Below are 25,218 nucleotides of genomic sequence, written 5' to 3'. Positions count from 1 at the left end.
GAAACATGAGCTTGATTATCCGAAATCAATCTTTTTAAGATTTACGATACCCAAGCTATAACTTAAAAGATTTAATTAGTTGCAAGTCAACAAGTTATAAACACTATTTTAAGCAAAAAATTACAATGTCCACAGGATCAACAGATAGTTTAGTTCGTTTGATTGCTTCCCTATCGAAGGCAGAAAAGCGGAGCTTTAAGCTTTACGCAAATCGGAATTCTTCCTCCCAGGAAGAAATCAAGTATTTGCAGTTGTTTGATTTTATTGATAAAACCGAGAATTACTCCGATGAGTTGGCTATTTCCAAAATCAGCGGGATCAAAAAAAGCCAGCTTTCAAACATTAAAGCCCATTTATACAAGCAGCTGCTTACCAGTTTGAGGCTTCAGCATGCACCGCATTTGCCTACGATTGAGATCAGGGAGTCCATGGATCACGCTTTGATCCTGTATGAAAAAGGATTTTATAACCAGGCCCTGAAATTATTGGAGAAAGCCAAGCAGCATGCAATCAAGATACAGTCAACAGTCCTTCACCTGGAAATCCTGGATTTTGAGAAATTTATAGAATCACAGCATATTACGCGAAGTGTTTCTTCCCGCGCGGATGAATTAACGGCAGAAAGCAGGGAACTGAGCAAACACGTTCAGGGAAGCATCCAGTTTTCAAATCTGTCTTTACAGTTATATGCACTGAACGTAAAAGTAGGATTCGTACGCGATGAGAAAGATTACCGTTTTGTTAAAGAATTCTTTGCCAAGCGTCTGCCCGAGTACAGTATGGCAGAACTGAGCTTCGAAGAAAAAATGCACTTATACAATGCCTACGTTTGGTACCATTATATGACCCAGGAATTCCTGATGTGCTTCAAGTATGCAAGTTTGTGGGTAAAATTGTTTGAGGACAACGAGCATGTAAAGGACCACTATCGGGAGATGTACCTGAAAGGACTTTACAACCTTCAAAATGCATTGTTTAACCTGAGAAACCACAAGCGTCTGCTGGAATCCATCGAGAAATTGGAAAGTGCCGACCTGGGAGAGCGGGAGAACGAGAATATTGCCTTACTGCACCGCATGTACTGGCTCACGGCAAAGATCAATTATTACTATCTGTGCGGAACCTTTTCCGAGGGAATTGAGATCGTTCCGAAAGTGGAGCAGTTTATTTCCGATCACGAAGATCGGTTGGATAACCATCGGATCATGATCCTTTACTATAAAGTAGCTTGTTTGTATTTCGGGAACGGAGACAACCGGATGGCGATTAAATACCTGAACCGCATTATTCAGCTGAAAGATGTTTCCCTGCGGGAAGATATCCAGGCTTTCGCACGTATTTTGAACCTGATTGCGCATTTTGAGTTGGGAACGGATGATCATTTGTTGGATTACCAGATTAAATCCGTTTACCGTTTCCTCCGGAACATGGGAGATTTGCATGGTGTGCAGCAAGAAATCCTGAATTTCCTGCGTCAGCTTCCGTTTGCAGATGACCGGTCTCTGATGCGTGCGTTCCGTATTTTGCATGGAAAACTGGTAAAATTATCCAAACTTCCTTACGAAAAACGACCATTCCTGTACCTGGATATTATCTCCTGGCTGGAATGTAAGATCGAAAAAAGAACCGTTCAGGAAGTCATCCGGGAAAAATTCCGGCTGGAACAGGAAACAGGACAAAGTGTTTATTTCCCGGAGTAGGAAAGGGAATCCAAAGATTGAATCTGCCGCAATAAAATTGCGAAAAGTAGCAAATGACGAAAAATTAAGCAAAAAATACAACGAAAACTTGTCGGTTTGAAAATAAGTTGTACTTTTGATTACATATTCGTCAGTTAAATGTTTAAATACTCAACAATTAAATGACAGGATTAAAAGTAGGTGATCGAATGCCTGATTTTCAGGGAAAAGATCAAAATGGAAAGGAAATTACAAGTCGCGATTTTACCGGTAAAAAATTAGTGATCTATTTCTATCCGAAAGACAATACACCGGCTTGTACGAACCAGGCATGCAGTTTAAGGGATTCGTACGGAGAGTTAACCAAGGCTGGGTATTCTATTTTAGGAGTAAGTATGGATACGGAAAAGGCACATACGAAGTTTATTGAAAAGTTTAGCTTACCTTTTCCATTGATCGCAGATACCGAACGAAAAATGATCGATGCATTCAAAGTTTGGGGTCTGAAAAAATTTATGGGACGTGAATACGATGGAATCCACCGGACCACGTTTATCGTAAATGAAACCGGCATTATTACACATATAATAGAGAAACCGAAAACAAAAATACACGGTGAAGAGATCTTAAATTTAGAATGATCCGAACATCGTAAGTAGTTTACGACCTACTGGTCATACATTTGCAGAAACGATAACAAAACGATTAAAAATTAAGCGATATGGCAGTTAAAGAAATCAACCCGGAAAAATTGAAAGCACTTCAGCTAACAATGGAAAAGTTAGACAAGACTTTCGGAAAAGGATCTGTAATGAAATTGGGAGACAATGCAATTGAAGAAGTAGATGTTATTCCTACAGGATCCATTACATTAGACCTGGCTCTTGGAGTAAACGGTTACCCGAAAGGAAGAATCGTTGAGATCTACGGTCCCGAGTCTTCAGGAAAAACAACCCTGGCAATTCATGCAATTGCAGAAGTGCAAAAACAAGGTGGAATTGCAGCGATCGTGGATGCGGAACATGCATTTGACCAGTTTTATGCTCAGAAATTGGGTGTGGACATCGATAACTTATTGATCTCTCAACCGGACAATGGTGAGCAGGCTCTGGAAATTGCAGACAGCTTAATCCGTTCAGGAGCAGTTGACCTGTTAGTAATTGACTCGGTTGCGGCATTGACTCCAAAAGCAGAGATCGAAGGGGAGATGGGTGATTCTCAAATGGGATTACAAGCTCGTTTGATGTCCAAAGCACTTCGTAAACTGACAGGCTCGATCAACAAAGCGAAATGCTGTTGTATTTTCATCAACCAGTTGCGTGATAAGATCGGTGTGATGTTCGGTAACCCGGAAACAACAACAGGAGGTAATGCTTTGAAATTCTATGCTTCCATGCGTATCGATATCCGTAAATCAAGCCAGATCAAAGAAGGTGAAGATGTAATGGGTAACCGCGTGAAAGTAAAAGTGGTGAAGAATAAAGTAGCTCCTCCGTTCCGCAAGGCTGAATTCGATATCATGTACGGAGAAGGAATTTCGAAAGTAGGTGAAATAATCGACCTGGGAGTGGAATTGAATATTCTGAAGAAAAGCGGTTCCTGGTTCTCTTACGGTGAAACACGTTTGGGACAGGGAAGGGATTCCGTTAAAAATATGATTGCTGACAACCCGGAATTAATGGACGAGTTAGAAGCAAAAATCAAAGAAGCTCTTGGATCTACTGCTACTGCAGTAGTGGCAGACCAGGACTAACTGCATATCGTTTCCAATGAGTCCCGTCCCCGCCAAGGCGGCGGGACTTGTATTGGAAATTAAAACGACATAGGATAATAAAAGAACCACAATAGGAACATAGTTCACATAGCATATTTGGTCAAATGTCAGTTATTTGCAGCTTGATTCGGAAAGAGTAAAAAAGCCATTATTTACCAGCAATCTGTTCAGGGGAAATCCATCAAGTACTATCTTCCCTATGTTTCTATGTGACCTATGTGGTTAAAATGACGCCTTCTCGACAATATTTCCTTACTTTTGCCCAAACTGAAGCAAATGGTATTATCAATGACCGGCTACGGAAAAGCAAGTGGTTCCTTCCAAGGGAAGAAAATCGTTGTGGAGATCCGTTCCTTAAACAGTAAAAGCTTAGATCTGAATATGCGTGCAATTCCTTTGTACCGTGAGATTGAGTTGGAAAATCGTTCGATAGTTGCTGAATTATTAGACAGAGGTAAAGTGGAATTATCCATTTCCCTGGAGAATTCCGGTGAGACTAAGAATTACGCTATCAATCGTGATTTGGCACAGGCTTATTACAAAGACATTAAGGAAACGGCTGAGTTATTGGGAGAACCCGCAGATGATATCCTTTCAATGGTATTAAGAATGCCTGAGATTTACTCCAATGACAAAGAAGCACTTTCGGATGAAGAGTCAACTTTTGTACAAGGTCTGGTGCGGGAAGCTTGTCAGCATTTGAACGAATTCCGCAAGCAGGAAGGTGATCAGCTGCGAAAGGATTTCGAAGGAAACATTGGTCGTATTGAAGAATTGCTTTCCGAAGTTCCGAAATATGAAGCAGCGCGTATCGAGGCGGTTCGAGAACGTATGAAAACCGGATTGGAGAAGATTACCAATATATCGATCGACCTGAACCGATTGGAACAGGAAATCATTTTCTACATTGAAAAGATGGACGTTTCGGAAGAAAAAATGCGTCTTTCCAATCACCTCAATTACTTTTTGGAAACGATGAACATTCCGTTATGTGGAAAGAAATTGGGGTTCATTACGCAGGAAATCGGTCGCGAGATCAATACCCTGGGAAGCAAATCCTACCACGTGGAAATGCAGAAATTGGTGGTTGAAATGAAAGATCACCTGGAGAAAATCAAAGAACAAGTTCTAAATACCCTGTAAAATGGCCTTTGATTCGAGTGGTGGTAAATGTGTCATTTTCTCAGCTCCTTCGGGTGCCGGAAAAACAACCATTGTTCAATACTTACTGGGTGAATTACCTGAATTGTCTTTTTCAATTTCGGCATGCAGCCGCGAACCGCGGGGCGAAGAAAAGCATGGAAAGCACTACTATTTTTTAGGCATCGAAGGATTCAAGCAGAAAATTGATGGTGGTGAATTCATTGAGTGGGAAGAGGTCTATACGGATAACTTCTATGGAACATTGGCTTCGGAACTGGAGCGGATCTGGGGAGAAGGAAAAACCGTCATTTTCGATGTTGACGTTGTGGGAGGATTGAACCTGAAGAAGATCATGGGAGAAAATGCGCTGGCAATTTTCGTACAGCCGCCTTCTTTTGAAGAACTGGAAAACAGGTTGAGATTCAGAAGCACTGAAACAGAGGAAAAAATCTCTATGCGTCTGGCAAAAGCACAAATTGAATTGGATAGAGCTCCCGAATTTGATTACATCCTTTTAAACGATGATTTACGGAGAGCCTGCAAAGAGGCTGAAGAGATCGTTCGCAAATTTATTTCGGAATCATGAGAGTAGGTCTGTATTTCGGAACGTTTAATCCGATTCATGTGGGACATTTGGTCATTGCGAATTTCATGGCGGAATACACCGATATCGACCAGGTTTGGCTAGTGGTTACTCCGCAAAATCCCTTGAAGCTGAAGTCATCGCTGCTTGCAGATTATCACCGACTGGCAATTGTCAATGAGGCAATCCAGGATAATGTGAATTTGAAAGCTTCGGATATTGAGTTTAAATTGCCACAACCGAATTATACGGCAACAACCCTTGCTCATCTGAAAGAGAAATACCCAACCCACGAATTTTCCCTGATCATGGGAGAAGACAATCTCAGAACATTCCACAAATGGTACAATCACGAGCACTTGCTGGCAAATTATAAGTTCTATGTTTACCCGCGTGTTCTAACCGTGCAGGAGGAAGAGGAAGTCCAGGAAATCGGTCATCATCCGGAAAACGGATTCAAGAATCATCCGAATATTATCATGTGTGAGGATGCGCCTGTGATGAAAGTATCATCGAGCTTTGTGCGACATGCAATTAAAGAAGGAAAAGATGTACGCTACCTGCTGACCGACCCGGTTCGCAAGTACATTGACGAAATGAATTTTTACCGTTAAGCTTTTGCTTTTTTGCTTTTGAATAAGCGTGCAATCTGCTTGCGGAAGAAAAACATCAGGATTAAATAAGGTATAGCGATCAGGAATAAAATCCCGGTATTGATAGAAGAACCAAATGAATTTTCATTCAATTCACTTCCCTGTTGCGCCAATAATTTGCATTGGGAACAACCCTGCCCGAAAGCAAAATCTACCGCGATCAATGCAATTGCCAATAAAAACAAGCGTTTTTTCATGGGTGTAAAATTACGAAACAAACGCATAAACTGTTCCTGGTTGTTGGGGATTTAACATATTGCTAAGATGAAAAGCTTTCCTCATTCTGTTTTTGCTTTTCATTCTCTTATATTACAACAAATCAACCAATTCTTTCCTGCTCAGCTGTTTCAACGTACTTACATCGGTATGCACCAGATCCCCGACCAATTCCTGCTTGCGTTTTTGTAATTCCAGGATTTTCTCTTCGATCGTATTGGGGGTGATGAATCGAACGGCAACGACTTTCTTGTCTTGTCCAATCCGGTAAGCACGGTCTATTGCCTGGTTTTCCACCGCTGGATTCCACCATGGATCGATGAGATAGACGTAATCTGCCTGTGTTAGATTCAATCCCATTCCGCCGGCTTTTAAACTGATCAGGAAAACACGGATGTGCTCGTTTTCCTGGAAAGCGGTCACGACCTCCCTGCGTTTTCTGGTCTGACCCGTTAATTTGGAATACGGTATTTCTCGCTCTTCCAATGCTTTTTCGATCAACTCAAGCATTCCTACAAACTGAGAAAACACAAGGATTTTATGGTGCTTCTTTTTGTCTTCTATCTGTTCCAGTAATTCCTGGATCTTGGCCGACTGATCTCCATAAGAAACTCCGTTTTCATTGATCAATGCCGGAGAATTGCAGATCTGGCGCAATTTGGTCAATCCGGCTAATACATGCATGCTGTGCTGACCATCCGTGAAATCCGGTTCGCTCATCAGGTATTCCTTCAATTCTGTTTTGTAAACGTCATAAACACGCCGCTGTTCATGGTCCATTTCACAATAAACAACCATCTCGGTCTTTTCCGGAAGTTCTGTAGCGACTTGTTTCTTGGTACGCCTCAAAAGGAAGGGGTGAATGCGTTTTTGCAATTCTTTCGCGCGCTGGCTGTCCTGGAATTTGTCGATCGGAAAAGCAAAGTGGTCTTTGAATTGCTTCAGTGAACCGAACATTCCCGGGTTGCAGAACGACAGGATCGAATAGATGTCTAATGTGTTGTTCTCGATCGGGGTTCCGGTGAGTACGAAGCGCTGTTTGGACTGCAGCAAACGGACAGTTTTATAACGTTTGGAATCCGGGTTTTTAATGGCCTGACCTTCATCCAGGATAATGGTGTCGAATACAAAATCTTTCAGATAGCGAATGTCCGACAAAAGCGTTCCGTAAGTACTTAGCAGAATGTCGAATTTCTCAAAATGTTGAACGGATTTGATCCGCTTGGTTCCATGTAGGTCCAGAACCCGTAAATGTGGAGTGAATTTTGCGATTTCATCCTTCCAGTTGAAAACCAAAGAAGTTGGAACAACAATCAAATGAACTCCTTTTTGTACTTCATGCTTTTTGGAAAGATAGGCTAAAACCTGGATGGTTTTTCCAAGCCCCATATCGTCGGCGAGAATACCCCCGAAACCAAAATCGTTTAAAAAATGCAGCCAATGATATCCTTCCCGCTGGTAGTGTCGTAATTCCGTTTGGAATTCTTTCGGGAGCTCAATTTCAGGAATGCGTTCGAAATGTGTGATCTTTTCTTTCAGGTCTTCTATTTGCATGCGAACATCGGTGTCGATCTCTTCTGCTTCGAACCACTCATCGATAAATTGATAAGAAGTTTTCGGAATCCGGATAACATCATCTGCCAATTCTCCTTCCTGAAAAAAAGCGGAGAATCGCTCCAGCCATTGCTGTGGAAGTAGTGCCAGCTGACCATCGCCCAGTTTCACATAGCGTGATTTTTGAATAATGCTGCGCTGTATTTCTTTCAAACGCACCCGATTATCTCCAACTTTGATATGCGCCTTCGTTTCGAACCAATCAATTCCGCTGATGATCTGAACCGAAACTTTCATGCTCTTCGGAACCAGTTTTAGTTTCGTTAATTCCTGGAAACCGTGAATTTCCAATTCGGCTTCGTTCCAGGATTCAAATGCATTCAGAAACCAGTCGTTCTCCAAAAACTGGCTTTTGTGCAAGTAGAAAAAATCGCCGCCAAGCTGGTATTCGAAATCTTTGTGCAAACGGATAATCTGGCCCAGGAAACTAATTTCCAGTTCTTCGTCCCGCGGAATTTCAAATGAATTCCCGGTTTGATCTATTGTCAATAATTTACGTTTGGAAAGGATCGGAATTTCTACCTGGCCGTATTCAATGATCGGAGTGATGTGGATGTAATTTTCGCTGTCTGTGAGGTAAATGCGTTTCGCCCGGACGGCTGCCAGTTGGGTTTGTTTGATAATAGCACGTGTGGCCTTTTTTACATACGAATAATTGATGCTTATGACGTTTTCAAGCGGAACTAAAAAACGTGCCTGGAAGGCATCAAACTGTGATTGATGAATGATCAGCTTGTGATGATTCTTCCGAAAATAGCTCAGTGTCCGCAGGTAATTCCAGTTCTTGATCAGGTACAAATCCTGTCCGCGGCGTATGAACAATTCGCTTTTCATTTTTACCTGATCAAAACCAATTTTGTGATTGTCAACCTCAATGAAGCCTGTTATTTCGAAGAACTCCTCGTTTTGATTGACATCCAGGTGCACCTGCATGGGTTTATCGTGAATGTGGATGGTAAGATCCGCATCTTTCGGAGGTTTTGCGTCCCAAACTTCAATTACCTGAAACTCTTCAAAAAGTGGTTTGGCAATCCCGATCGATTTGACCACTTTCAGGAATGCTTCTTCATCATTTACCAGGTTCCGGTACAAATGGTGTTTTGTGCTTAACATACCCAAAGCGGTGTAAGCCTGGATCATTTCAGGTTTGGTTTCCTGTAATGCTAATTCCAGTGGGTTCAAAATGCGGATCGGCGATTTGATTTTCCCGGTTTGGGTCAGGGCACTTTCATTGATCTCAAATTCGAAATGGTTTTCATTCGCATGAGCACGAAAGGCAATATAGCGATTTGGCAAGGGTGCATGTAATTTTTCCGGTGAAAAAGAGACCGGTGCAAGTTTCCGGTTCAATTCGTCCAGCTTATCCGGAGTTAAGCGGATCAGTTCCGGATTCCTGGAAGTTACTTTTAGCTGCCTGTTTTCATAAGAGATCCGGAACAGTTCATTCCATTTTTCTTCATCCGTAATTCCATAGGAAAGCGCTGCCTCAGAAATGCGTTTTTTTCGGTCTGATTCATCGAAGAAAGCTCGAAAATCGCTCAATTCCATCACCCGGTAAAGCACAATTGCCTGGTGGTCGCAGAGTTTTTTGCCATTCCCGCCGCAGCTGCAGGCAAGAACAACGTTCCGGTTTTCCTGGGTCAGGATTACTTCGTGTTCTGCACGAAATCCGTAATTGCATAGAAAGATACCTTTGTTAACAGAAAGCTCAACAGCCTGCACGGAATTGCCGCTAAAGTTCAGGACCTGAATGGCAGATGCTTCCGCAAATTTCAGAAGTGTACCATAATTGAGTTCGGCAAAGTCGGAATCGCGAAAGATGAATGCTTCTTCGTCCTCAAGAGAATGATCTGTTTCAACCATATAGTGAAGGTAGTTAAAAGGACTTGGTTTTGAGAAAATGAACTGCTAATATTTCGATTTTCTGTTTCAATCAGATCATTTTCTGCGTTGATACAATGTGCAGTTTTCGTTCTTGTATTTTGGAATAAAATGACTTTCGATCATTTGTTGTGTTTGAATATGGGTGGTATTTGTGCTGTCCCAATTTCCTAATAGGAAGATGTAATCAACTTCCCTTTTTTCATTTTCCGGGTTGGCAGGAGATGAACCAAATAATGGATTTTCTGAGACAGATATTCCTCCCACCTGGAAATCGGGCAGTTTTTTAGTGTCCCAAAATAGGGGGAAGTAATTCATCGTAGCTTCATAATTTTCCAATATGACCATCGGTTTGTCAATCCCGAGGTAGTTGGAAAAGTGCGACTCAAACCAAAAGTGGGACAGGTCTATGGGAAGGACAATGCTGTTAGGTTTGATAAAACTTCCCGCTTTATTGCAGTTAACGGCGATTTTACTGTGGATTTCAGTGGTCTCATCGAGAAAACGGACTCTTTTGAAATGAGCGATCAGCAAAAGTGCGGAACAAACAAAAATAAACCATTTCGGGTGTTTAATGCTTGCTATCCAGATACTCAGGAACAGGAAAAAGAGCAAACCAAATCGCATGGAAATGATGCTCGCCATTGCATTGGCATCGGGCATTGTAAATAATAAAAACAGCATAATCCCTGCTACCAGTAGCCAAGTATCTTTCAAGGAAAGAATACCTTCCGCCTTGTAATTTCCAACTGCTGATTTTCGATTTCTGATACGAATAATAATTCCTCCGATAATGAGCGCACACAGGATGATTACAATTTTTCGGGTAAACACCCTTTCAACTTCTTCGTTATAGCAAATGATGGGATTTAAATAATTTAACCATTTTATTAATTCTTGTTTCGGCAGAAAAAGACGGTTTCCTGAAAGAGGTCTGTTAGCAAAATAAAGAACCATTAAAACCAACGGTATCAAGGAACTGATTAACAAAGCGAGCGCTTTTCTAAAATGCTTGATAAAAGCATCCTTGAATTTCCCGGTTTCAAGAAATTGTTTCAGAAAAGTCATCATTGTATAACAGCTGATTGCAAGTAACGCCACACTGAACATGACCAGATGCGAAAAATAGGTTAAAAGCAATAGAAAACCCAGGATTGCGATTTTTTTTGCAGAACGTGCAATTGTCTCATGGTTTTTGACCCAATAGGAGAGGATTAAGAGCAATCCAATCAAACCAAACGAAAAATTGTAAAATCCTAAAGCAAAAAGATGGCTGTAGGTAAAAGGAAAAATCAGGTAACTCAAACCGGTTTGCCCGGGGTTTATCGCTTTAATGAGGTTTCGGAAAGCATACGGCAATCCGATAAAATAAATAATAAGCAGCATTTTTTCGGCCAGGTATCCTGGTAGGAACCAGTTGAAGAAACAGAGTAGAATATGTCCTGTCCAATTTGGAACCGGTTCGGAATTAAACTGAAAAAAAGAATCAAGATTAGAATCCGAAAAAAGCAAATGATTTATCAGATTGGCATTGTATAAATGAGCAGGCCCGTCCAGAGTTGGAAAAAAATGATGGGTTAGAACCGGTATAAGATTCAGTAAAACAATCGAGAAAAAGAACACTTTCTCGTATTTGGATAACCTGTTTAAAAAGTGATTCATTCAGTATGTTTGGTTTACAAAAATAACCCAGAATGTTACCCGATTGACGGGCAGTTTAAAATAACCCGTTTCAGGACTTCTTAGCCATGGTTTTCTTGATTTCCGGAAAGCTCTTTTATTTTTGGATGCTATTATCAATAATAGTTTGATATTTGTATCTATTGATTATTCTAACGTATTTTGGAGATTTTGAAAAAGAGGCGAATAACAAACAGTATTGCGTTTTTACTGATCACATTCATAACGCTGGTCTTTCAGTTCAGGCACCTGAATGAAGTACCAGCTTATACCCATACCTGGGCTCAAAATGACCGGTTGGCACTTGCAAACGGTTTTGTCCGAAATGACCTCAATTTTTTCAAACCCCAGAATTACATTCTCAACCACCAGTTCCCCAAAAATTGGTCCGATCCCAGTTATTCAACAATTACAGCGGTAGAATTCCCGATCCACGATTATGTTCCGGGAGTATTTATGAAAGCTTTCGGAACGAATGAACCATGGGTTTTCCATGCTTATATTTTGATTTACAGCATTATAGGATTTTTCTTTTTGTACCTCTTGTCTGAGAAAATCTGCGGGTCCAAAATAAAAGCAGCTTTGGTGGTCATATTCGCAATGACCTCTCCCATCTATACCTTTTACCAGGGTGGATTTCTACCGACAATCCCAAGTATTGCCAATACGATCATAGCGATCTATTGTTATGCTTTGTATTTTGAGGGCAGCGGGAAAAAATGGTTTCGGTGGGCGTTGTTCTTTTTCACTTTTGCAGCACTTGCACGTTTTACCTTTGTTATTCCTTATTTGGCGGTTCTTGGCTTCGAACTCATTCGGGTTTTTCAAAAAAAGACCCGGTTTTGGCCGAATATTTTGGGAGTTGGGCTTTCTGCATTGATCATTGCGGCTGCGCAGTATTACAACAGCACGTTGCGTGCAAAATACGGATCAGATTTCTTAAGTCAGCTTTTACCGGCTGAAAACAAGGAAGAGCTGAAAACCATTCTTGACCACATGTGGGAGGCGATGGTGCTGGCTTACCTTTCAATGAAGCATTATTTCCTGCTTTTCTTATTAGCCGTGCTGGTTTTGATAGCCTTTCTCATCAGGGAGCGAAACACGTATAAAGTGTTCAACGGATGGTGGATTATTTGTTTGCTCTGGTTTATCGGGGTGATTTTATTCTGGTTTGCCATGGCCAAGCAATTCTTCGCACATGATTATTATTTCCTGGATACTTTCTATCTGCCAATCGTATTTTTTGTGGCACTTTGCCTGGCCGTTCTTCCAAAACCTCAGTGGTATTTCGGGGAAACAGTCATGGCGTTGTTCGTAATCTATTTCGGGATTGTTTCCTTCCGGGAAACCTCCGATTTCCAAAAACAACGCAGAATTTTTACAGCCAATGATCATTTCACCGGGTCGGTGATTCATTTTGAAGGTTCAGATGAGTTTTTGACCAAATCAGGAGTTGCAAGAGAAGATACGATCCTGGTGATTCATGCCTACGGGCCAAACATTCCGTTTGTCCGAATGAATCGTGTGGGACTTGCAGTTGTGGGCCACGAGCCCGATGATATTGATCGGGGATTAAACTGGAAATGGGATTATGTGGTATTCCAAAAGCCGTATTTCATGGATGAGGTGTATGCCATTTATCCGGAGATCCTTAAAAAAGTGGAATCAATTGCTGTGAATGAGAATCTGATCTTATGTAAGCGAAAAACAGACACTATCCCGCAATCCCTGATGGAATTTATGGGTGTGAAAAAAGCGTATAAAACGATCCGGACGGATTTCGAAAAGAAAAACGATTCGCAACCCGGGATCCTGTATGAAAAAGATCCTGCTGATGGTAAAAATGGAATTGGCCTTGTAGGGGAAAATGAAGCGTATGGTTTTGCACAGGATTTTACAAAGGATGTAGGACCGGATACGAAGGGAAGAGTATTGAAAATAAAAGGAAAATTCCTGCGAAAAAAGGATAATCCAACAGCAATTATTGTTGCGTATTCCATTGGAAATGATCTGAATTACTACCAAACAGTTGAGTTGAACCCGGGATCTGCAGCAAATGAGTGGACTAAAAAAGAATTCATACTTTTCCTTCCGAAACGCTCATCGGCCGATGAAAAATTGAGTTTTTACATTCACAATCCCAATAAAAATGTGGTGTTGCTGGATGATCTGGAATTTACCTTTTACAGGAACTAGACCTTTACCGCCTGATCGGTGGAATGAATATGGAAACATTTGTAAATAGAATCGTGCGTTACATGGATGAACATGCACTGAATTTTCAGAATGCATGCATCGTTGTTCCTTCTGAGCGTATGATTGCTTACCTGCAGCGCGCTTTTTACGAATACTATCAAAAACCCATTCTATCACCCAGGATTGTTACGATTGATCGCTGGATCCAGGATATCAACCCGATTCCCGTACTTGATAAAACCAGCTTGCTGTTTGAATTGTATGCGATTTTCAGGAAAGATCCCGTTGAAATTAATGTGGATTCCTTCGATTCTTTTATGGCATGGGGGCAAATATTGCTGAGCGATTTTGATGAAATAGACCGCTATTTGGTCCCGGCTGATCAATTATTCAAAAACCTGAGGGATATCCGGGAAATTGAGAATTGGTCATTTAATTCGGAAGAACTGTCTAAAGGCCAGATCCAGTTTATGGCTTTCTGGGACAAGCTGAAACCCTATTATTTTGCACTCGAAGAACAATTGAAGGCAAAATCCCTTACCACGAAGGGAAAAGCATACCGTTACCTGGCAAACAATATCGATCTGGCTTTTGCAAGTGATAAAGATGCTCAATTCGTTTTTGCAGGGTTCAATGCCCTTTCAGAATCGGAAATTTCGATCATGAAGCAGCTTTCGATTATGGGCAGAGCTTCGATCCTGATGGATTCGGATGCTTTTTATTTCAATGACACCATTCATGAGGCCGGGCAATTTCAGCGCGATTTGTGTAAAAGGCTTGAATTGAAATCGCTGCCATTTATCGAAAATCACCTCGGTACGAAAGAAATGAATATCCGGGTGGTCGAATGTCCGCAGTTTACCTCCCAGGCTCAGGTTGTAGGAAGTGAATTGAAGAAATTGAATTCCAGACAGCTGGATGAAACACTGGTCCTTTTGGCTGATGAAAGTTTGTTGAGCTCTATTTTGAAACACCTTCCGGCAGAGATCGGTCATGCGAATATTACTGTTGGACTGCCTTTAAGACAAACTTCCCTGCGTTCGTGGGTTGATCTCATATTCAGGCTTCAGGAATCATTTTTGAGAAGAGGGAATTCCAGTATTTATTACCGCGATTTTATCCAGTTTGCCCACCATCCTTTTATTTTGGGTGTACTTTCAGCTGAAGAAAAGAAGGAAATACAGGATATCGAATCCCGTATCATCAATCACAACTGGCATTTCCTGGATCGTAAAAAATTGGATTTGAGCGAACGTTTGTCGGAATTGAATCAACTGATCTTTGAACCCTGGAAAAATGATTGGCTGAGAGGAATTCAGGTCATTCAGCTCTTAAACGAGAAACTGGACCTTTGGCTGGAGGAAAAGAATGAACTGGAGCGCGCTATTGTGCGCCGATTTTCTCATGCTACGATCGTACTCCAGAATATCATGACTGCCCAATCTCCTTTGATGAGCATTTCATCTTTCCGGAACCTGTTCAATGGAAATTGGAGCAATGAAACGATCGCTTACTTTGGAAATCCGCTCGAGGGGCTGCAGATCATGGGGCTTTTGGAAACGCGCGGGTTGGATTTCAAACGGATCTTTGTTTTTGGTCTGAATGAAGGTTCCATGCCTCCTCAAAACGCCATCAACACCATTATCCCGATGGATTTACGGAAGTATTTCGGGCTGCCTACTCCGCGTGAAAAACAAGGACTTTTTGCACATCACTTTTACCGCCTACTGCACCATGCAGAGGAAATGCTGATAACTTATTCGAGTGCTTCTGAATCGGTTGGTTCCAGTGAGCCCAGCAGGTACATTCAGCAGATTGAATTGGAATTGGCCCAGATCAATCCGAATGTGAAGATCCAAAAATCCTTTTATACAGCCGGAAACAAAGAAAAAGTCGGAACAACAACCATTGAGAAAACAGATGAAGTCGTAAACCGCATCTATGACGTACTGAATGGTGGGATCAGTTTCTCGATGCTGGATAAATTCATGAGCTGTCCGCTGGATTTCTATTACCGCTACGTATTGCGTTTCGGGGAAGAGAACAAGGTGGAAGAAGATATTGAAAGCAGTACGCTGGGAACAATCATTCACTATGTGCTGGAAACATTATTTTCGCCGTTTATCGACCGCTTTGATGAAAATGGAAGAAGGATTTCAGGTAAAGTAGTCACCGAAGAAGACTTGCTGAACATGGAGAAAGAAGTGCCGCTTTTGGTGAGTAAAAGTTTCGAGCTGCATTTTTCCGAAGACCGCAATTCCTGGCAGACGGGAACCAATCATATTAATTTCGAAGTGGCAAAAGAAATGGTTCAAAACGTACTTCGCAGAGACCGCACCATTCTGAAAGAAAATCCGCAGAAAGCCTTGTTTATACTTGGGTTGGAAAGACGATTGGAAACCTTGATTCCGATTACCCCCGATTCTGATCTGACCAAACACATCGAAGTGCGCCTTTCAGGGATTTGTGATCGGATAGACCAGTTTGACGGTGTGCACCGGATCATTGATTACAAATCGGGAAGTGTGAGCCAGGACAAAGTAGAATTGAAGAAAACAGCGAACCAGGAGAGTTACGAAGAAGCGATCCTCACCAATCGACGCAAGGGGAATTCCCTGCAGAAACACGTATTGCAGTTATTGATTTACTGCTACCTTTATTACAAGGAAACCGGAATTCTGACCGACCAGGCAGGTATTTTCTCTTTCCGTTCAATCAAAGAAAGCCCACACTTTCTGAAACTTCCCGATGATATTCGCAAGGAAGACATCCCGCAATTCCTGGAAGGGTTCCTCAAACAAACCATTTCAGATATGCTGGACCAGAGTGTTCCGTTTGAGCACAATAAAGATTCGAAGTTTTGTGCTTATTGTAACTGATTGTTTTCGAGTATAAAAAGTCATTGTATCTTCGTTTTCCTGTAACCATTAGAAGATCCTGAAGTTACTTGTTTAAACTAAAACCATGCAGCTAAGATTCATATCACTTTTTGTTTTGTGCTTTTTATTTTTCGGTTGTTTCCAGGACAAATCGAAACTAAGGGGAAATTTAAAATTACCTCCATACGAAGATTTGATTGCTGAAGTAGAAAGCCAGCGTTTAGCTTTTCAAAAAGAATATGCAAATGCCGATGAAGCAACTCAAAATACAATCGAGGAAAAAGCCCAAAGCTATCTTTTGAAAAAAATCACGCATGATTTCTTTGATCAGTGGTACGGCACGGAGTGGGATTTCAATGGAACAACACGGACTCCTCGGATAGGAAAAATCGCTTGCGGTTATTTCATCACAACGGTACTTTTGGATGCCGGGTTTAAAATTCCGCGAGTCAAATGGGCTCAGCAGGCTTCCGAATATTACATTACAAGAATGACTTCCGAGGTAAAGCGTTTCAGCGGCAAAACACCTGAATACATGAAAGGTTATTTCATGGACCAGCCGGATGGATTATTTGTTGCAGGCCTTGACAGCCATGTGGGTTTCGTATACAAATCGGGAAAGAAAGTCACTTTTACGCACGCTAGCTATTACGACCCGGAAGTCGGAGTGCAAACCGAAGAACTGGATGGTGATAATCCTTTTGCTAAATCTGCCTACCGGGTTGTTGGCCGCATTCTGACCAAAGAAATGATCCGGAAATGGATCCTGGACGAAAGCTGGAGTGTGTAACTAAATTTCACCGCAAAGGCCGCAGGGTACGCAAAGTTTTATTTTACATGTTTCTTTGCGTTCTTTCATTTGCGGTTAATAAAAGAGCTGTGCCGAAATTAACCCCGACCTTCTTCTCTCAAAGTCTTGTCTATTCCTTCCAGATCAGCATAGAATTCCTCTCCAAATGCCCGGATAAGCGGTTCACGCAAGAATTTGTATACCGGAACATCCAGTTTTTCCCCGCAGGCACAGGCAGGTTTGCAAATGTTCCATTCTTCGTAATTCAAGGCTACACCTTCACTCAGTTTTTTGACCCGTATCGGGTACAAATGGCAGGAAATTGGTTTCTTCCAGGTTGTTTTACCCAATAAATAAGCTTGTTCGATTGCACATTTCGTGATTCCCTGCTCGTCAAAATAAACGAAAGCGCACTCTTTTCCGTCTACCAGGGTAGAAGCCGGTTCGTTCCACGGGTCTATATAAAAAACACCGGATTTTTTCACGGCTTCAATGCCTTCCGGCCGCATAAACGGAATTACGTCATCCAGGATCTCTTCCATGATGTCTACTTCCTCAAATGTAAGTGGAGCACCACCGTCACCTTCTACACAGCAGGCACCTTTGCAGGCATTCAGGTCACATACAAATTTACGGTCGAATACTTCCGTGGAAATCAATTTATCATCTATTGCTACGATCATAGTACAAGTTACTGAAAGGAATGGATCAGGTCAATTAAATTATCAAATTGTGCATCTGCAAGGATTAGTTTTGGTTCGGGATGATGCGTTTTTTCAGGGACGCAAAACACGGTCATTCGCGCGGCTTTCCCGGAAATAATTCCATTTAAAGAATCCTCGATTACCAGACAGCGTCTTGGGTCTAAACCGAGGCCTTTTGCTGCCGTTAAGTATACTGCAGGATGAGGTTTTCCAAACAATTCGAATTCCGCAGAATGGATGGTCTGGAAAAAATGCCGGATTTTCAATGTGTCCAGAATACAATCAATCAAAACCTGGTAAGAGGAAGTCGCCAAACCGATCTTCAACCCCCTTGAAGCGAAGAATTCCAGTGATTCTATCACCCCCGGCAGCGGAGTTGCACGTTCAGTCAATAATTCAATCATGCGTTGAACGATTGCACGTTCTACATCCTTCGGACTTGCATCCGGCCAGGGAGAAACCTGGTACCAATACGCGGTCACTTCATCGATACGAAGCCCAACCGTTCGTTGAAAATCTTCTTTGGTAAGCGGACAACCGACACTTTTGAAAACATCTTCCATAGCAATTTTCCACAAGGGTTCGGAGTCCGTTAAGACCCCATCCATATCATAGATTACTCCGTCAAAATTGCTAAGATTCATTTTTTCTTTTTTGTTTCCTGTTTGATGATGTACATGTTTCCGCCTCCCACTATTTTCTGCCGTTCGTCTGCCACGTAAACTTTCCCGTTCGAATGGACGGCAATAGCTTCTTTCTGGGTGATTGGAAGCAATGTCTGGTGAGATTCGTATTTTGCCCTTCCGTTTTCAAAGGTATGGATGATAATACGGTTATAAGTCAACAAGTAGAGTTTATCCTTCCAAATAGCTGCTGAAGTTGCAGCATCCCGGAACCAATCACGCTTTCCAATAACCATGTAGTATTTCTTTTTGGCTTTGTAAGCTCCTGGTTTGGTTGGAAGGGTATAAACATAACATCTTCCGTCAAAAGGTTCTGTACGGCATTTGGTAAACAGGTACAGCGAATCATTGTAGTAACTCATAGCCTCACAGTCAAAGTATTTTTCAGACAATTTCGGAGGAAAATCGGTTTGTTCGGGATAGGAAAAGTCAATGTATTTAGCTTCTACATCCTGGTTGTCGAGTACTTTTTTCAAACTCACTTTCAGAATCCGAAGATTAGTCCGGGTGTTATTGTTATTCCCAAAATCTCCCAGGTACAAATATCCTTTGTGATCGGTTGCAATATCTTCCCAGTCCGTATTCTCAGCATTAGTTACCGTTATTTTATGGCGAATGCTTCCGTCCAGGTTCAACACGAAAATTTTGGGATCATTTCCACCGTCGTTGTGAGCTATCAAAGTGCTGTCATCGACAAAAACCCATCCGGAAATTTCCTTCAAATCCTTCGGCAGGCGGTTTGTTTTTTGAACCGTTGCAGCAAGAAGGAACAAGGGAATAAACAAAAGAAGCGCTTTTTGCATAGTGCAAAAGTACGAAGAAAACATGTAGGGGCACGATTAATCGCGCCCCTACATGTTTCAATAATTGTTGTTATAAAAAGTGTTTTGTTAGTTCAATACTGCTTCCACCCAGGATTTTCCCCACTCAGCAGTTTCCGTTTCAGACCACAGTTGCGGGTAGAAAATGCGTTTCTGGAAACGCGGAGGAAGGTATTTTTGCCAGTTTGTTCCACCTGTTGCAGCAATATCACCTTTATCTTTCTGTAAATAACGTACAGCTGATTTATAATGTACCAAAGGCCAATTGATGTTCACGTTTACGTCATTTTGTTTCAGGACATGGACAACTTCCGGTAGTTCCTGATCTTCTGCTGGTAAGCGTAAATAACACTGCCACAGGTTATCGTTGCGCAGATTCTCACCCATTTGAATAAATTCTTCGCGGTAACGGTCTTCAAACTGAGTCAATGTCAAAGTCTTCTTACCTGTGTCAATATCTGTTGCTCCTTCTTTCCAGTATATGTTTTCAAAAAGCTCTGCAATCGGTTCTTTACCGGTATATTTTTCACGATGGTCTTTGTGGACCAATTGGAGGAAATCCGTAGAATGAATTTCAATTTTGCGGTATTGAGCGGATTGGAACCCTGAAGCAGGTGCCAGTGCCAATCTGAACTTCAGGAATTGTTCCCGCTGCATTCCGTCAACCATGATCTCAAAACTCTTTGTTAAAGCTTCAAAATAACGGTTGATCCGCTGAACATGTTCCACGAAGAAAGGAGCGTCTAAATTCTTACGATCTGAAATTTGCTGAAATTCATGCAGGCATAATTTGAAGTATAATTCAGTTACCTGGTGATACATCAAAAAAACCACTTCATCCGGAAAGTCAGTATATGTCTTCTGCAAAGACAATAAAGTATCTACCTGAATGTAGTCCCAATAATTTGGCATTCTTGAATACAATAAACTATCCAGATATGTTACCAAATCCTGACCTTGCGCGTCATATTTCGCTTTAAGAAGAGTAATTCTTTCTAAGATTTCAGGAGTTAATTCCATGTTTTATTCAGCTTTAGAAAGCAAAGATAGGAGAAAGAGCTGTATTAATCATGAACAAAAACGTGAATATTTGAACATTTAATGCTTTCGGCAACTCCGTATACTAAAGTTTTAGCCAGGTAAAACGGTTTACTATTTCGCTTTTACTAAATCATGCTTAAGACCCGACCATTCAACCAAGTGTAGTTTGATAGATCCAACCGGAATTTTCGCTTTCACAAGGATTGGAATGCGGTTTTCATCCTTTGTCACCCAAAAACTTAGGTCATCCTGCTTTTTGAATACACGACCTGTTTGAACAACCGGAGCAAATTTCATACAGTTGAATTTTCCTTTTCGAATCGAAATCTTTTCATCCCCCAGGTATTTTACCTTTAAGGGCCAGATCTCATCGTCCATAAAGCATTTGAACTCGAAAGTATCTCCGACTTTTGCAGATTTGAAGTTCAGGGTTCGTGCATAATAGAAAGAAGAGATCATGTCCTGGATTCCGGATGGAGTGGAAAAATCCTTCTGACCGTTATGTACTTTTTGCTTGTCCTGTTTGAATGCATAATCCTGGGAAAGCTTATATCCGCCTTCTTCAACGCGGCGGACAAACTGCCATGGGAAAATTCCCTTTTTGTCAATGTAGCTTTCGTAAACATCGTTTACCTTGTAAACGGCATTGAATCCACCGAGTGTTTTTCCCGTACCCTTTATATGATATAGGTCTCGGGTTCTGTTTCCTTTCTTGCTGGTTTCCTTTACTTCAAGAACAGCTTCACCTGCATCGATAAAACCATAGGTAATGCGGTAACGCAGTTTTTCTCCTGTTTGAAATGAATTGTTTGAAACAGTTGGCAGTGCGATTTCCTGCATACTACAGGTTAAGCCGACTATGAAGATAACTGCTGCGGAGATGATCAAACGTGTTTTCATAACTTAATTTTCTAATTGTTGGAAAAAGTGATAACAAACTAAATGCCAAAAATTGGGTTTCATGTTTATTTAGAAATAATTGATTTCCAGTAAAAAGATACAATTTTTTAGAAACAATGAAAATACCTGAAATCTGGTATTGAGTGAAAAGTACCTCCCGCTTACTTTTGTACCCAAATTAACACCATGAAAAAGACCGCAATCGGTATATTAGTGCTTGCTTCAGTAGCTTTTACTGCATGTAAGAAAGATAAAAAAGATGACGATACGTCCACTGACCAATACGCTCAGCAAAAAACGGAAATAAAGAAAACGTATGCAGATATGGCCTTTGCCGTGTACTCGGATTCCTATACTTCTACGGTAACATTACAGACTGCATGTCATACTTTTGCAGACAACCCGTCCCAGGCAAACCTGGATGCTGCAAAACAAGCCTGGCTGGATGCACGCGAAATTTACGGTTTATCTGAAATTTTCCGATTTGTTGACGGACCGATTGACAATACCAATGACGGCCCTGAAGGTTTGATCAATGCCTGGCCTATGGATGAAAATTACGTGGATTATGTAGTTGGTGAACCAAATGCCGGAATCATCAATGACGTTGTCAATTACCCTACGATTAACGCAGCTACTATCGTTCAGGCAAATGAATTTGGTGGGGAAACAAAGATTTCCTGCGGATATCACGCCATTGAATTCCTATTATGGGGGCAAGACTTAAGTTCAGTTACTGCAGGACAAAGATCGTATGAGGATTTCGTGATTGGCGGATCAACTGCTGATAATGAAGACCGTCGTGCAACTTATCTGAAGGTTGTAGTTGACTTATTGGTTTCCGCACTGGGCCAGGTGAAGGATGCATGGGACCCTGCAATTCCGGGCAGCTATTACCATACTTTCCAGGAGTTGGATAATAAAACGGCGTTGCGTAAAATGTTCAATTCTATGCGTGTACTTGCCGGAGATGAATTGGCCGGTGAGCGTATCTATGTTGCTTACGAAAATGAAAACCAGGAAGATGAGCATTCTTGTTTCTCAGACAACACACACAGAGATATTTACCTGAATGCTCTGGCAGTTGAGAATTTGTACAAAGGAAACTACTCTTCTCCGTTCGGGAATAACGTAAACGGATACGCTTTGGAGGATTTGGTTGGTACGATCGATGCTGCAAAAAACACAACTGTAACTGCTCGTTTTGCAGCTACAATGGGATACGTTGCTGTCATGTATCATCCGTTTGACCAGGCGATCGTTTTACCTGCTGAGCGCCCTAAAGTATTGGATGTGGTGACTTCATTGCAACAGGAACAAGTAGATTTAGATGCTGCAGCTGCAGTATTCGATATAACATTTTAATGAGACAGTTATTCCTGCTGGTAATCGTTTTATCAATCGTGGTTTTTTCCTGTAAGAAGGAAGAAACCACTGTTGTTTCTGCCTATAGCGACGATTCAGCATTGGTAGATCTGGCTGGAGATTGCAGCACCGGAGATCAGACATCTTATGCCTTCTCATACCAGATCAATGGATTGACTTCGGCTCAGTCACTCATGTTCTACGTAGGAAATTCTTTTTTTAATCAAAGCTGGGTCCAGGCGCCTTCTTCTACAACAGCAAGAGATGGATTGGGACCCTTATTCAATGCAAGATCCTGTTCGGCTTGCCACTTCAGAGACGGGAGAGGTGCGCCACAGACTAATTCGGGGTTGCTTTTCAGATTGGGAGCAAACTTTGACAATTCCCCGGATGCTATCTATGGCGGACAATTGCAGGATTTTTCACACAATGCCGTAACTCCTGAAGGAAGTATGGGAATTACCTACGTGGAAGAAGCCGGTTATTTCGCAGACGGAACAAGTTATTCCTTGAGAAAACCGATTTACACGGTTGCGGGTCAAAGTTACGGAACTATGCAGGGAACAACCGGGGTTTCACCGCGGGTAGGACAGCAGATGATCGGTTTGGGGCTTTTGGAACTGATTTCCGAAGCAGATATCCTGGCAAACGCAGATCCAAATGATGCAAATGGTGATGGTATTTCCGGAACTGCGAATTATGTAACGGATATTGTTTCCGGAATGCCGATTATAGGTCGTTTCGGGTGGAAAGCAAATGTAGGAAGCATTACCCACCAGGTGGCAGGTGCATTTAACGGAGATATTGGGATTACGAGCAGCTATTTCCCTAATGAAAATTATACGGTAAATCAGCCTTCGTGTGCAGGATTGGCGAACGGCGGAACACCTGAAATCGAGGACAACGACTTAGAGGCAGTAATTCTTTATGCGAGAAGTTTGGCCGTTCCCAAGCGACGGAATGTAACGAATGGTGAAGTAAAATTCGGGGCTCAATATTTTAAATCGCTTGGATGTATTTCTTGCCATAAAATGAATTACACAACCGGTTTCGGCGGCGATATCGCTCCTTTGAAAAACCAAAAAATAACTCCTTATACAGACTTGCTGCTTCACGACATGGGACCTGGTTTGGCCGATAATGTTCCGGACCATTTGGCTTCAGGCTACGAATGGAGGACTCAGCCGCTTTGGGGATTAGGTCTGATCTCGTTAGTGAACGGGCATACTTATTTGCTGCATGACGGAAGAGCAAGATCCATAGAAGAAGCTATTTTATGGCACGGAGGAGAGGCTGAAAAGAGCAAGGAGAATTACAAAAAACTTCCTGCCAAACAGCGACAATACCTCATAAAGTACTTGCAATCATTGTAAACAAAAGGAAACTGAATGCTTACGCAGAAGCTACAGCAAAGGCGCAGCGGAGTCGAAGTTCCTTTTGATTTTTGACTGTGTTTAAAAGTTGCCTGAGCGGAGTCGAAGGCATCTCTTACAAAATGGAAATTTCTGTTCTCCGGTTCTTCGCCTTACCCTGTGGTGTTGCATTATCTGCAACAGGTTTGCTTTCTCCAAATCCTTTTGCAGCTATCCGTCCTGCATCTATTCCCTGGCTGATGAGGTAATTCTTCACGGATTCTGCTCTTTTTTGGGACAGGATTTGATTGGCGCTTTCGTCCCCATCACTGTCGGTATGTCCGTCAATCCTGATTTTAAGGTCCTTTTTGCGCTTCATGACATCCACCAGGTTTTTGAGGTGCACGTAGCTTGTGGCTTTCAGATCTGCTTTCGCTGTTTCGAATTGGAGGTTTGTGAATGAAAAAGTAGTTCCGGGATCATATTCAATTACCAATTCAGCTTCTTCAAAAAACTCACCTGGTTTCACAGCTGGTATTTCTATGGTGTTATACTCAATCTCATCACCGATACTTTGTATGCGAATATCGTAAATGTCGCCACTTGGTAGTTGTATGACAAATTGGCCCAGTTGATTGGTAACACCTGAAAGCACTTGTTTGGATTTTTGCCCCGCGAAAAGGACTTTATCGTTTGCATAAGGTTTGCCGTTAAATCCTTTAACGATTACTTTAACAGGAGCCTTCACCGTTTGCGCGTGAATAGCAAAAGATAAGAGCACAAGGCACAAAGAATAGATCAGTTTCATAACATTGTTTTTCTTCTCAATGTCGGGATTGGGGAAAAGTAACAAATCCGGTAAAAAGATTAATTTAGGATCGTCAACAGTTCAGTTATGAAATTTGTCCGCTTCAAGATTTTGCTCATCTTTTTAATCGCTTTTTTGGTGGGTGCTATTTTCTACTATTTGAAGTGGTCAACCCAGGAAAGTATCATTTTCTCCTGGTTGACATTTGGCGGATTGTATTTATCGGAAAGTATCATTACCATGATCCGGATTCCTTCCAAATCGATTGGACTGCGGGCAAAAGAAGAGGATTTGGGTGTTTGGATGCAATTCATTGTTTTGGTAATAACTTGTTCTACGGCTTTGATCGCCATCATTTTTTGGAACAGCGATAACAACATCCATTTCAGTAAGCACAGTGCGATCCACGAGGTTTTTTTCATAGCTACCGTCACTTTGGCCTGGATGGTACTGCAT

General features: G+C 41.8%; 21 protein-coding genes. 12 read left to right on the top strand and 9 right to left on the bottom strand.

The features are described 5' to 3' along the window. Positions 1–125 precede the first annotated feature (125 nt). The 6 genes from QZT69_RS03185 (at position 126) to nadD (ending at position 5,793) form a co-directional block, all read left to right on the top strand. A complete protein-coding gene (locus QZT69_RS03185) occupies positions 126–1,700 on the top strand; it encodes a hypothetical protein (protein WP_294670442.1) in 1,575 nt (524 codons plus the stop codon). Positions 1,701–1,861: 161 nt separating this feature from the next. After that, on the top strand, positions 1,862–2,320 hold the full coding sequence (bcp, locus tag QZT69_RS03180) for a thioredoxin-dependent thiol peroxidase (RefSeq protein ID WP_294670440.1): 459 nt from the start codon (positions 1,862–1,864) through the stop codon (positions 2,318–2,320). Between the two features lie 80 nt (positions 2,321–2,400). After that, positions 2,401–3,432 (top strand): recombinase RecA, encoded by a 1,032-nt coding sequence (recA, locus tag QZT69_RS03175; protein WP_294670438.1) that lies wholly within the window; start codon positions 2,401–2,403, stop codon positions 3,430–3,432. 297 nt (positions 3,433–3,729) lie between these two features. Next, a complete protein-coding gene (locus QZT69_RS03170) occupies positions 3,730–4,596 on the top strand; it encodes a YicC/YloC family endoribonuclease (RefSeq protein WP_294670436.1) in 867 nt (288 codons plus the stop codon). A gap of 1 nt (position 4,597) precedes the next feature. Continuing rightward, positions 4,598–5,182 (top strand): guanylate kinase, encoded by a 585-nt coding sequence (gene gmk / locus QZT69_RS03165; protein ID WP_294670434.1) that lies wholly within the window; start codon positions 4,598–4,600, stop codon positions 5,180–5,182. Then, positions 5,179–5,793: a nicotinate (nicotinamide) nucleotide adenylyltransferase gene (nadD, locus tag QZT69_RS03160; protein ID WP_294670433.1), complete on the top strand. Its 615-nt coding sequence runs from the start codon at positions 5,179–5,181 to the stop codon at positions 5,791–5,793. Before gmk ends, nadD begins: the two co-directional genes overlap by 4 nt. On the opposite strand, the gene QZT69_RS03155 is transcribed toward nadD, so the two are convergent. The 3 genes from QZT69_RS03155 to QZT69_RS03145 all read right to left on the bottom strand — a co-directional run bounded on the left by QZT69_RS03155 (position 5,790) and on the right by QZT69_RS03145 (position 11,205). Then, positions 5,790–6,029, bottom strand: coding sequence for a hypothetical protein (locus QZT69_RS03155; protein WP_294670432.1), 240 nt, complete (start codon positions 6,027–6,029; stop codon positions 5,790–5,792). The genes nadD and QZT69_RS03155 overlap by 4 nt on opposite strands. A 112-nt stretch (positions 6,030–6,141) precedes the next feature. Continuing rightward, a complete protein-coding gene (locus tag QZT69_RS03150; RefSeq protein ID WP_294670430.1) occupies positions 6,142–9,525 on the bottom strand; it encodes a DEAD/DEAH box helicase in 3,384 nt (1,127 codons plus the stop codon). A 75-nt stretch (positions 9,526–9,600) separates the two neighbouring features. Next, entirely contained in the window at positions 9,601–11,205 is a 1,605-nt protein-coding gene (locus QZT69_RS03145) for a hypothetical protein (protein ID WP_294670428.1), read from the bottom strand. Between the two features lie 189 nt (positions 11,206–11,394). Here QZT69_RS03145 and QZT69_RS03140 point away from each other — a divergent pair, with 189 nt between their 5' ends. From QZT69_RS03140 to QZT69_RS03130, 3 genes are all read left to right on the top strand, one after another. Beyond that, the gene (locus tag QZT69_RS03140; protein WP_294670427.1) at positions 11,395–13,419 is read left to right on the top strand and encodes a glycosyltransferase family 39 protein; all 2,025 of its coding nucleotides are present in this window, start codon (positions 11,395–11,397) and stop codon (positions 13,417–13,419) included. 29 nt (positions 13,420–13,448) lie between these two features. Further along, a complete protein-coding gene (locus tag QZT69_RS03135; protein ID WP_294670426.1) occupies positions 13,449–16,298 on the top strand; it encodes a PD-(D/E)XK nuclease family protein in 2,850 nt (949 codons plus the stop codon). Between the two features lie 85 nt (positions 16,299–16,383). Further along, on the top strand, positions 16,384–17,088 hold the full coding sequence (locus QZT69_RS03130; protein WP_294670425.1) for a hypothetical protein: 705 nt from the start codon (positions 16,384–16,386) through the stop codon (positions 17,086–17,088). A 98-nt stretch (positions 17,089–17,186) separates the two neighbouring features. Here QZT69_RS03130 and QZT69_RS03125 read toward each other — a convergent pair whose 3' ends face one another. From QZT69_RS03125 to QZT69_RS03105, 5 genes are all read right to left on the bottom strand, one after another. After that, positions 17,187–17,768: a DUF3109 family protein gene (locus QZT69_RS03125; protein WP_294671354.1), complete on the bottom strand. Its 582-nt coding sequence runs from the start codon at positions 17,766–17,768 to the stop codon at positions 17,187–17,189. Between the two features lie 11 nt (positions 17,769–17,779). After that, positions 17,780–18,436, bottom strand: a complete 657-nt coding sequence (gene hxpB / locus QZT69_RS03120; RefSeq protein WP_294670424.1) for a hexitol phosphatase HxpB — start codon at positions 18,434–18,436, stop codon at positions 17,780–17,782. After that, positions 18,433–19,278 carry a hypothetical protein gene (locus tag QZT69_RS03115; RefSeq protein WP_294670422.1) on the bottom strand — a complete coding sequence of 282 codons (846 nt, stop codon included), beginning with the start codon at positions 19,276–19,278 and terminating at the stop codon, positions 18,433–18,435. The genes hxpB and QZT69_RS03115 overlap by 4 nt, the downstream gene beginning before the upstream one ends. Before the next feature lie 87 nt (positions 19,279–19,365). Continuing rightward, positions 19,366–20,316 (bottom strand): tryptophan 2,3-dioxygenase family protein, encoded by a 951-nt coding sequence (locus tag QZT69_RS03110; RefSeq protein WP_294670421.1) that lies wholly within the window; start codon positions 20,314–20,316, stop codon positions 19,366–19,368. 132 nt (positions 20,317–20,448) lie between these two features. Continuing rightward, positions 20,449–21,237: a DUF3108 domain-containing protein gene (locus tag QZT69_RS03105; protein WP_294670418.1), complete on the bottom strand. Its 789-nt coding sequence runs from the start codon at positions 21,235–21,237 to the stop codon at positions 20,449–20,451. Positions 21,238–21,423: 186 nt separating this feature from the next. Between QZT69_RS03105 and QZT69_RS03100 the strand changes: the two genes are divergently transcribed. Both QZT69_RS03100 and QZT69_RS03095 read left to right on the top strand, forming a co-directional pair. After that, positions 21,424–22,602 carry an imelysin family protein gene (locus tag QZT69_RS03100; RefSeq protein WP_294670416.1) on the top strand — a complete coding sequence of 393 codons (1,179 nt, stop codon included), beginning with the start codon at positions 21,424–21,426 and terminating at the stop codon, positions 22,600–22,602. After that, entirely contained in the window at positions 22,602–23,975 is a 1,374-nt protein-coding gene (locus QZT69_RS03095; protein ID WP_294670415.1) for a di-heme oxidoredictase family protein, read from the top strand. The genes QZT69_RS03100 and QZT69_RS03095 overlap by 1 nt, the downstream gene beginning before the upstream one ends. Positions 23,976–24,090: 115 nt before the next feature. Here the strand turns inward: QZT69_RS03095 and QZT69_RS03090 are convergent, their stop codons facing one another. Then, positions 24,091–24,762 (bottom strand): OmpA family protein, encoded by a 672-nt coding sequence (locus QZT69_RS03090; protein WP_294670413.1) that lies wholly within the window; start codon positions 24,760–24,762, stop codon positions 24,091–24,093. A gap of 87 nt (positions 24,763–24,849) precedes the next feature. Between QZT69_RS03090 and QZT69_RS03085 the strand changes: the two genes are divergently transcribed. Beyond that, a partial coding sequence (locus QZT69_RS03085) for a DUF1345 domain-containing protein (RefSeq protein WP_294670411.1) occupies positions 24,850–25,218 on the top strand: 369 nt, incomplete at its 3' end.

Origin of the sequence: uncultured Fluviicola sp. (assembly GCF_902168135.1) — a bacterium.
Classification (GTDB): domain Bacteria; phylum Bacteroidota; class Bacteroidia; order Flavobacteriales_D; family Crocinitomicaceae; genus Fluviicola.
This window is presented reverse-complemented; position numbering and strand designations above follow the sequence as displayed.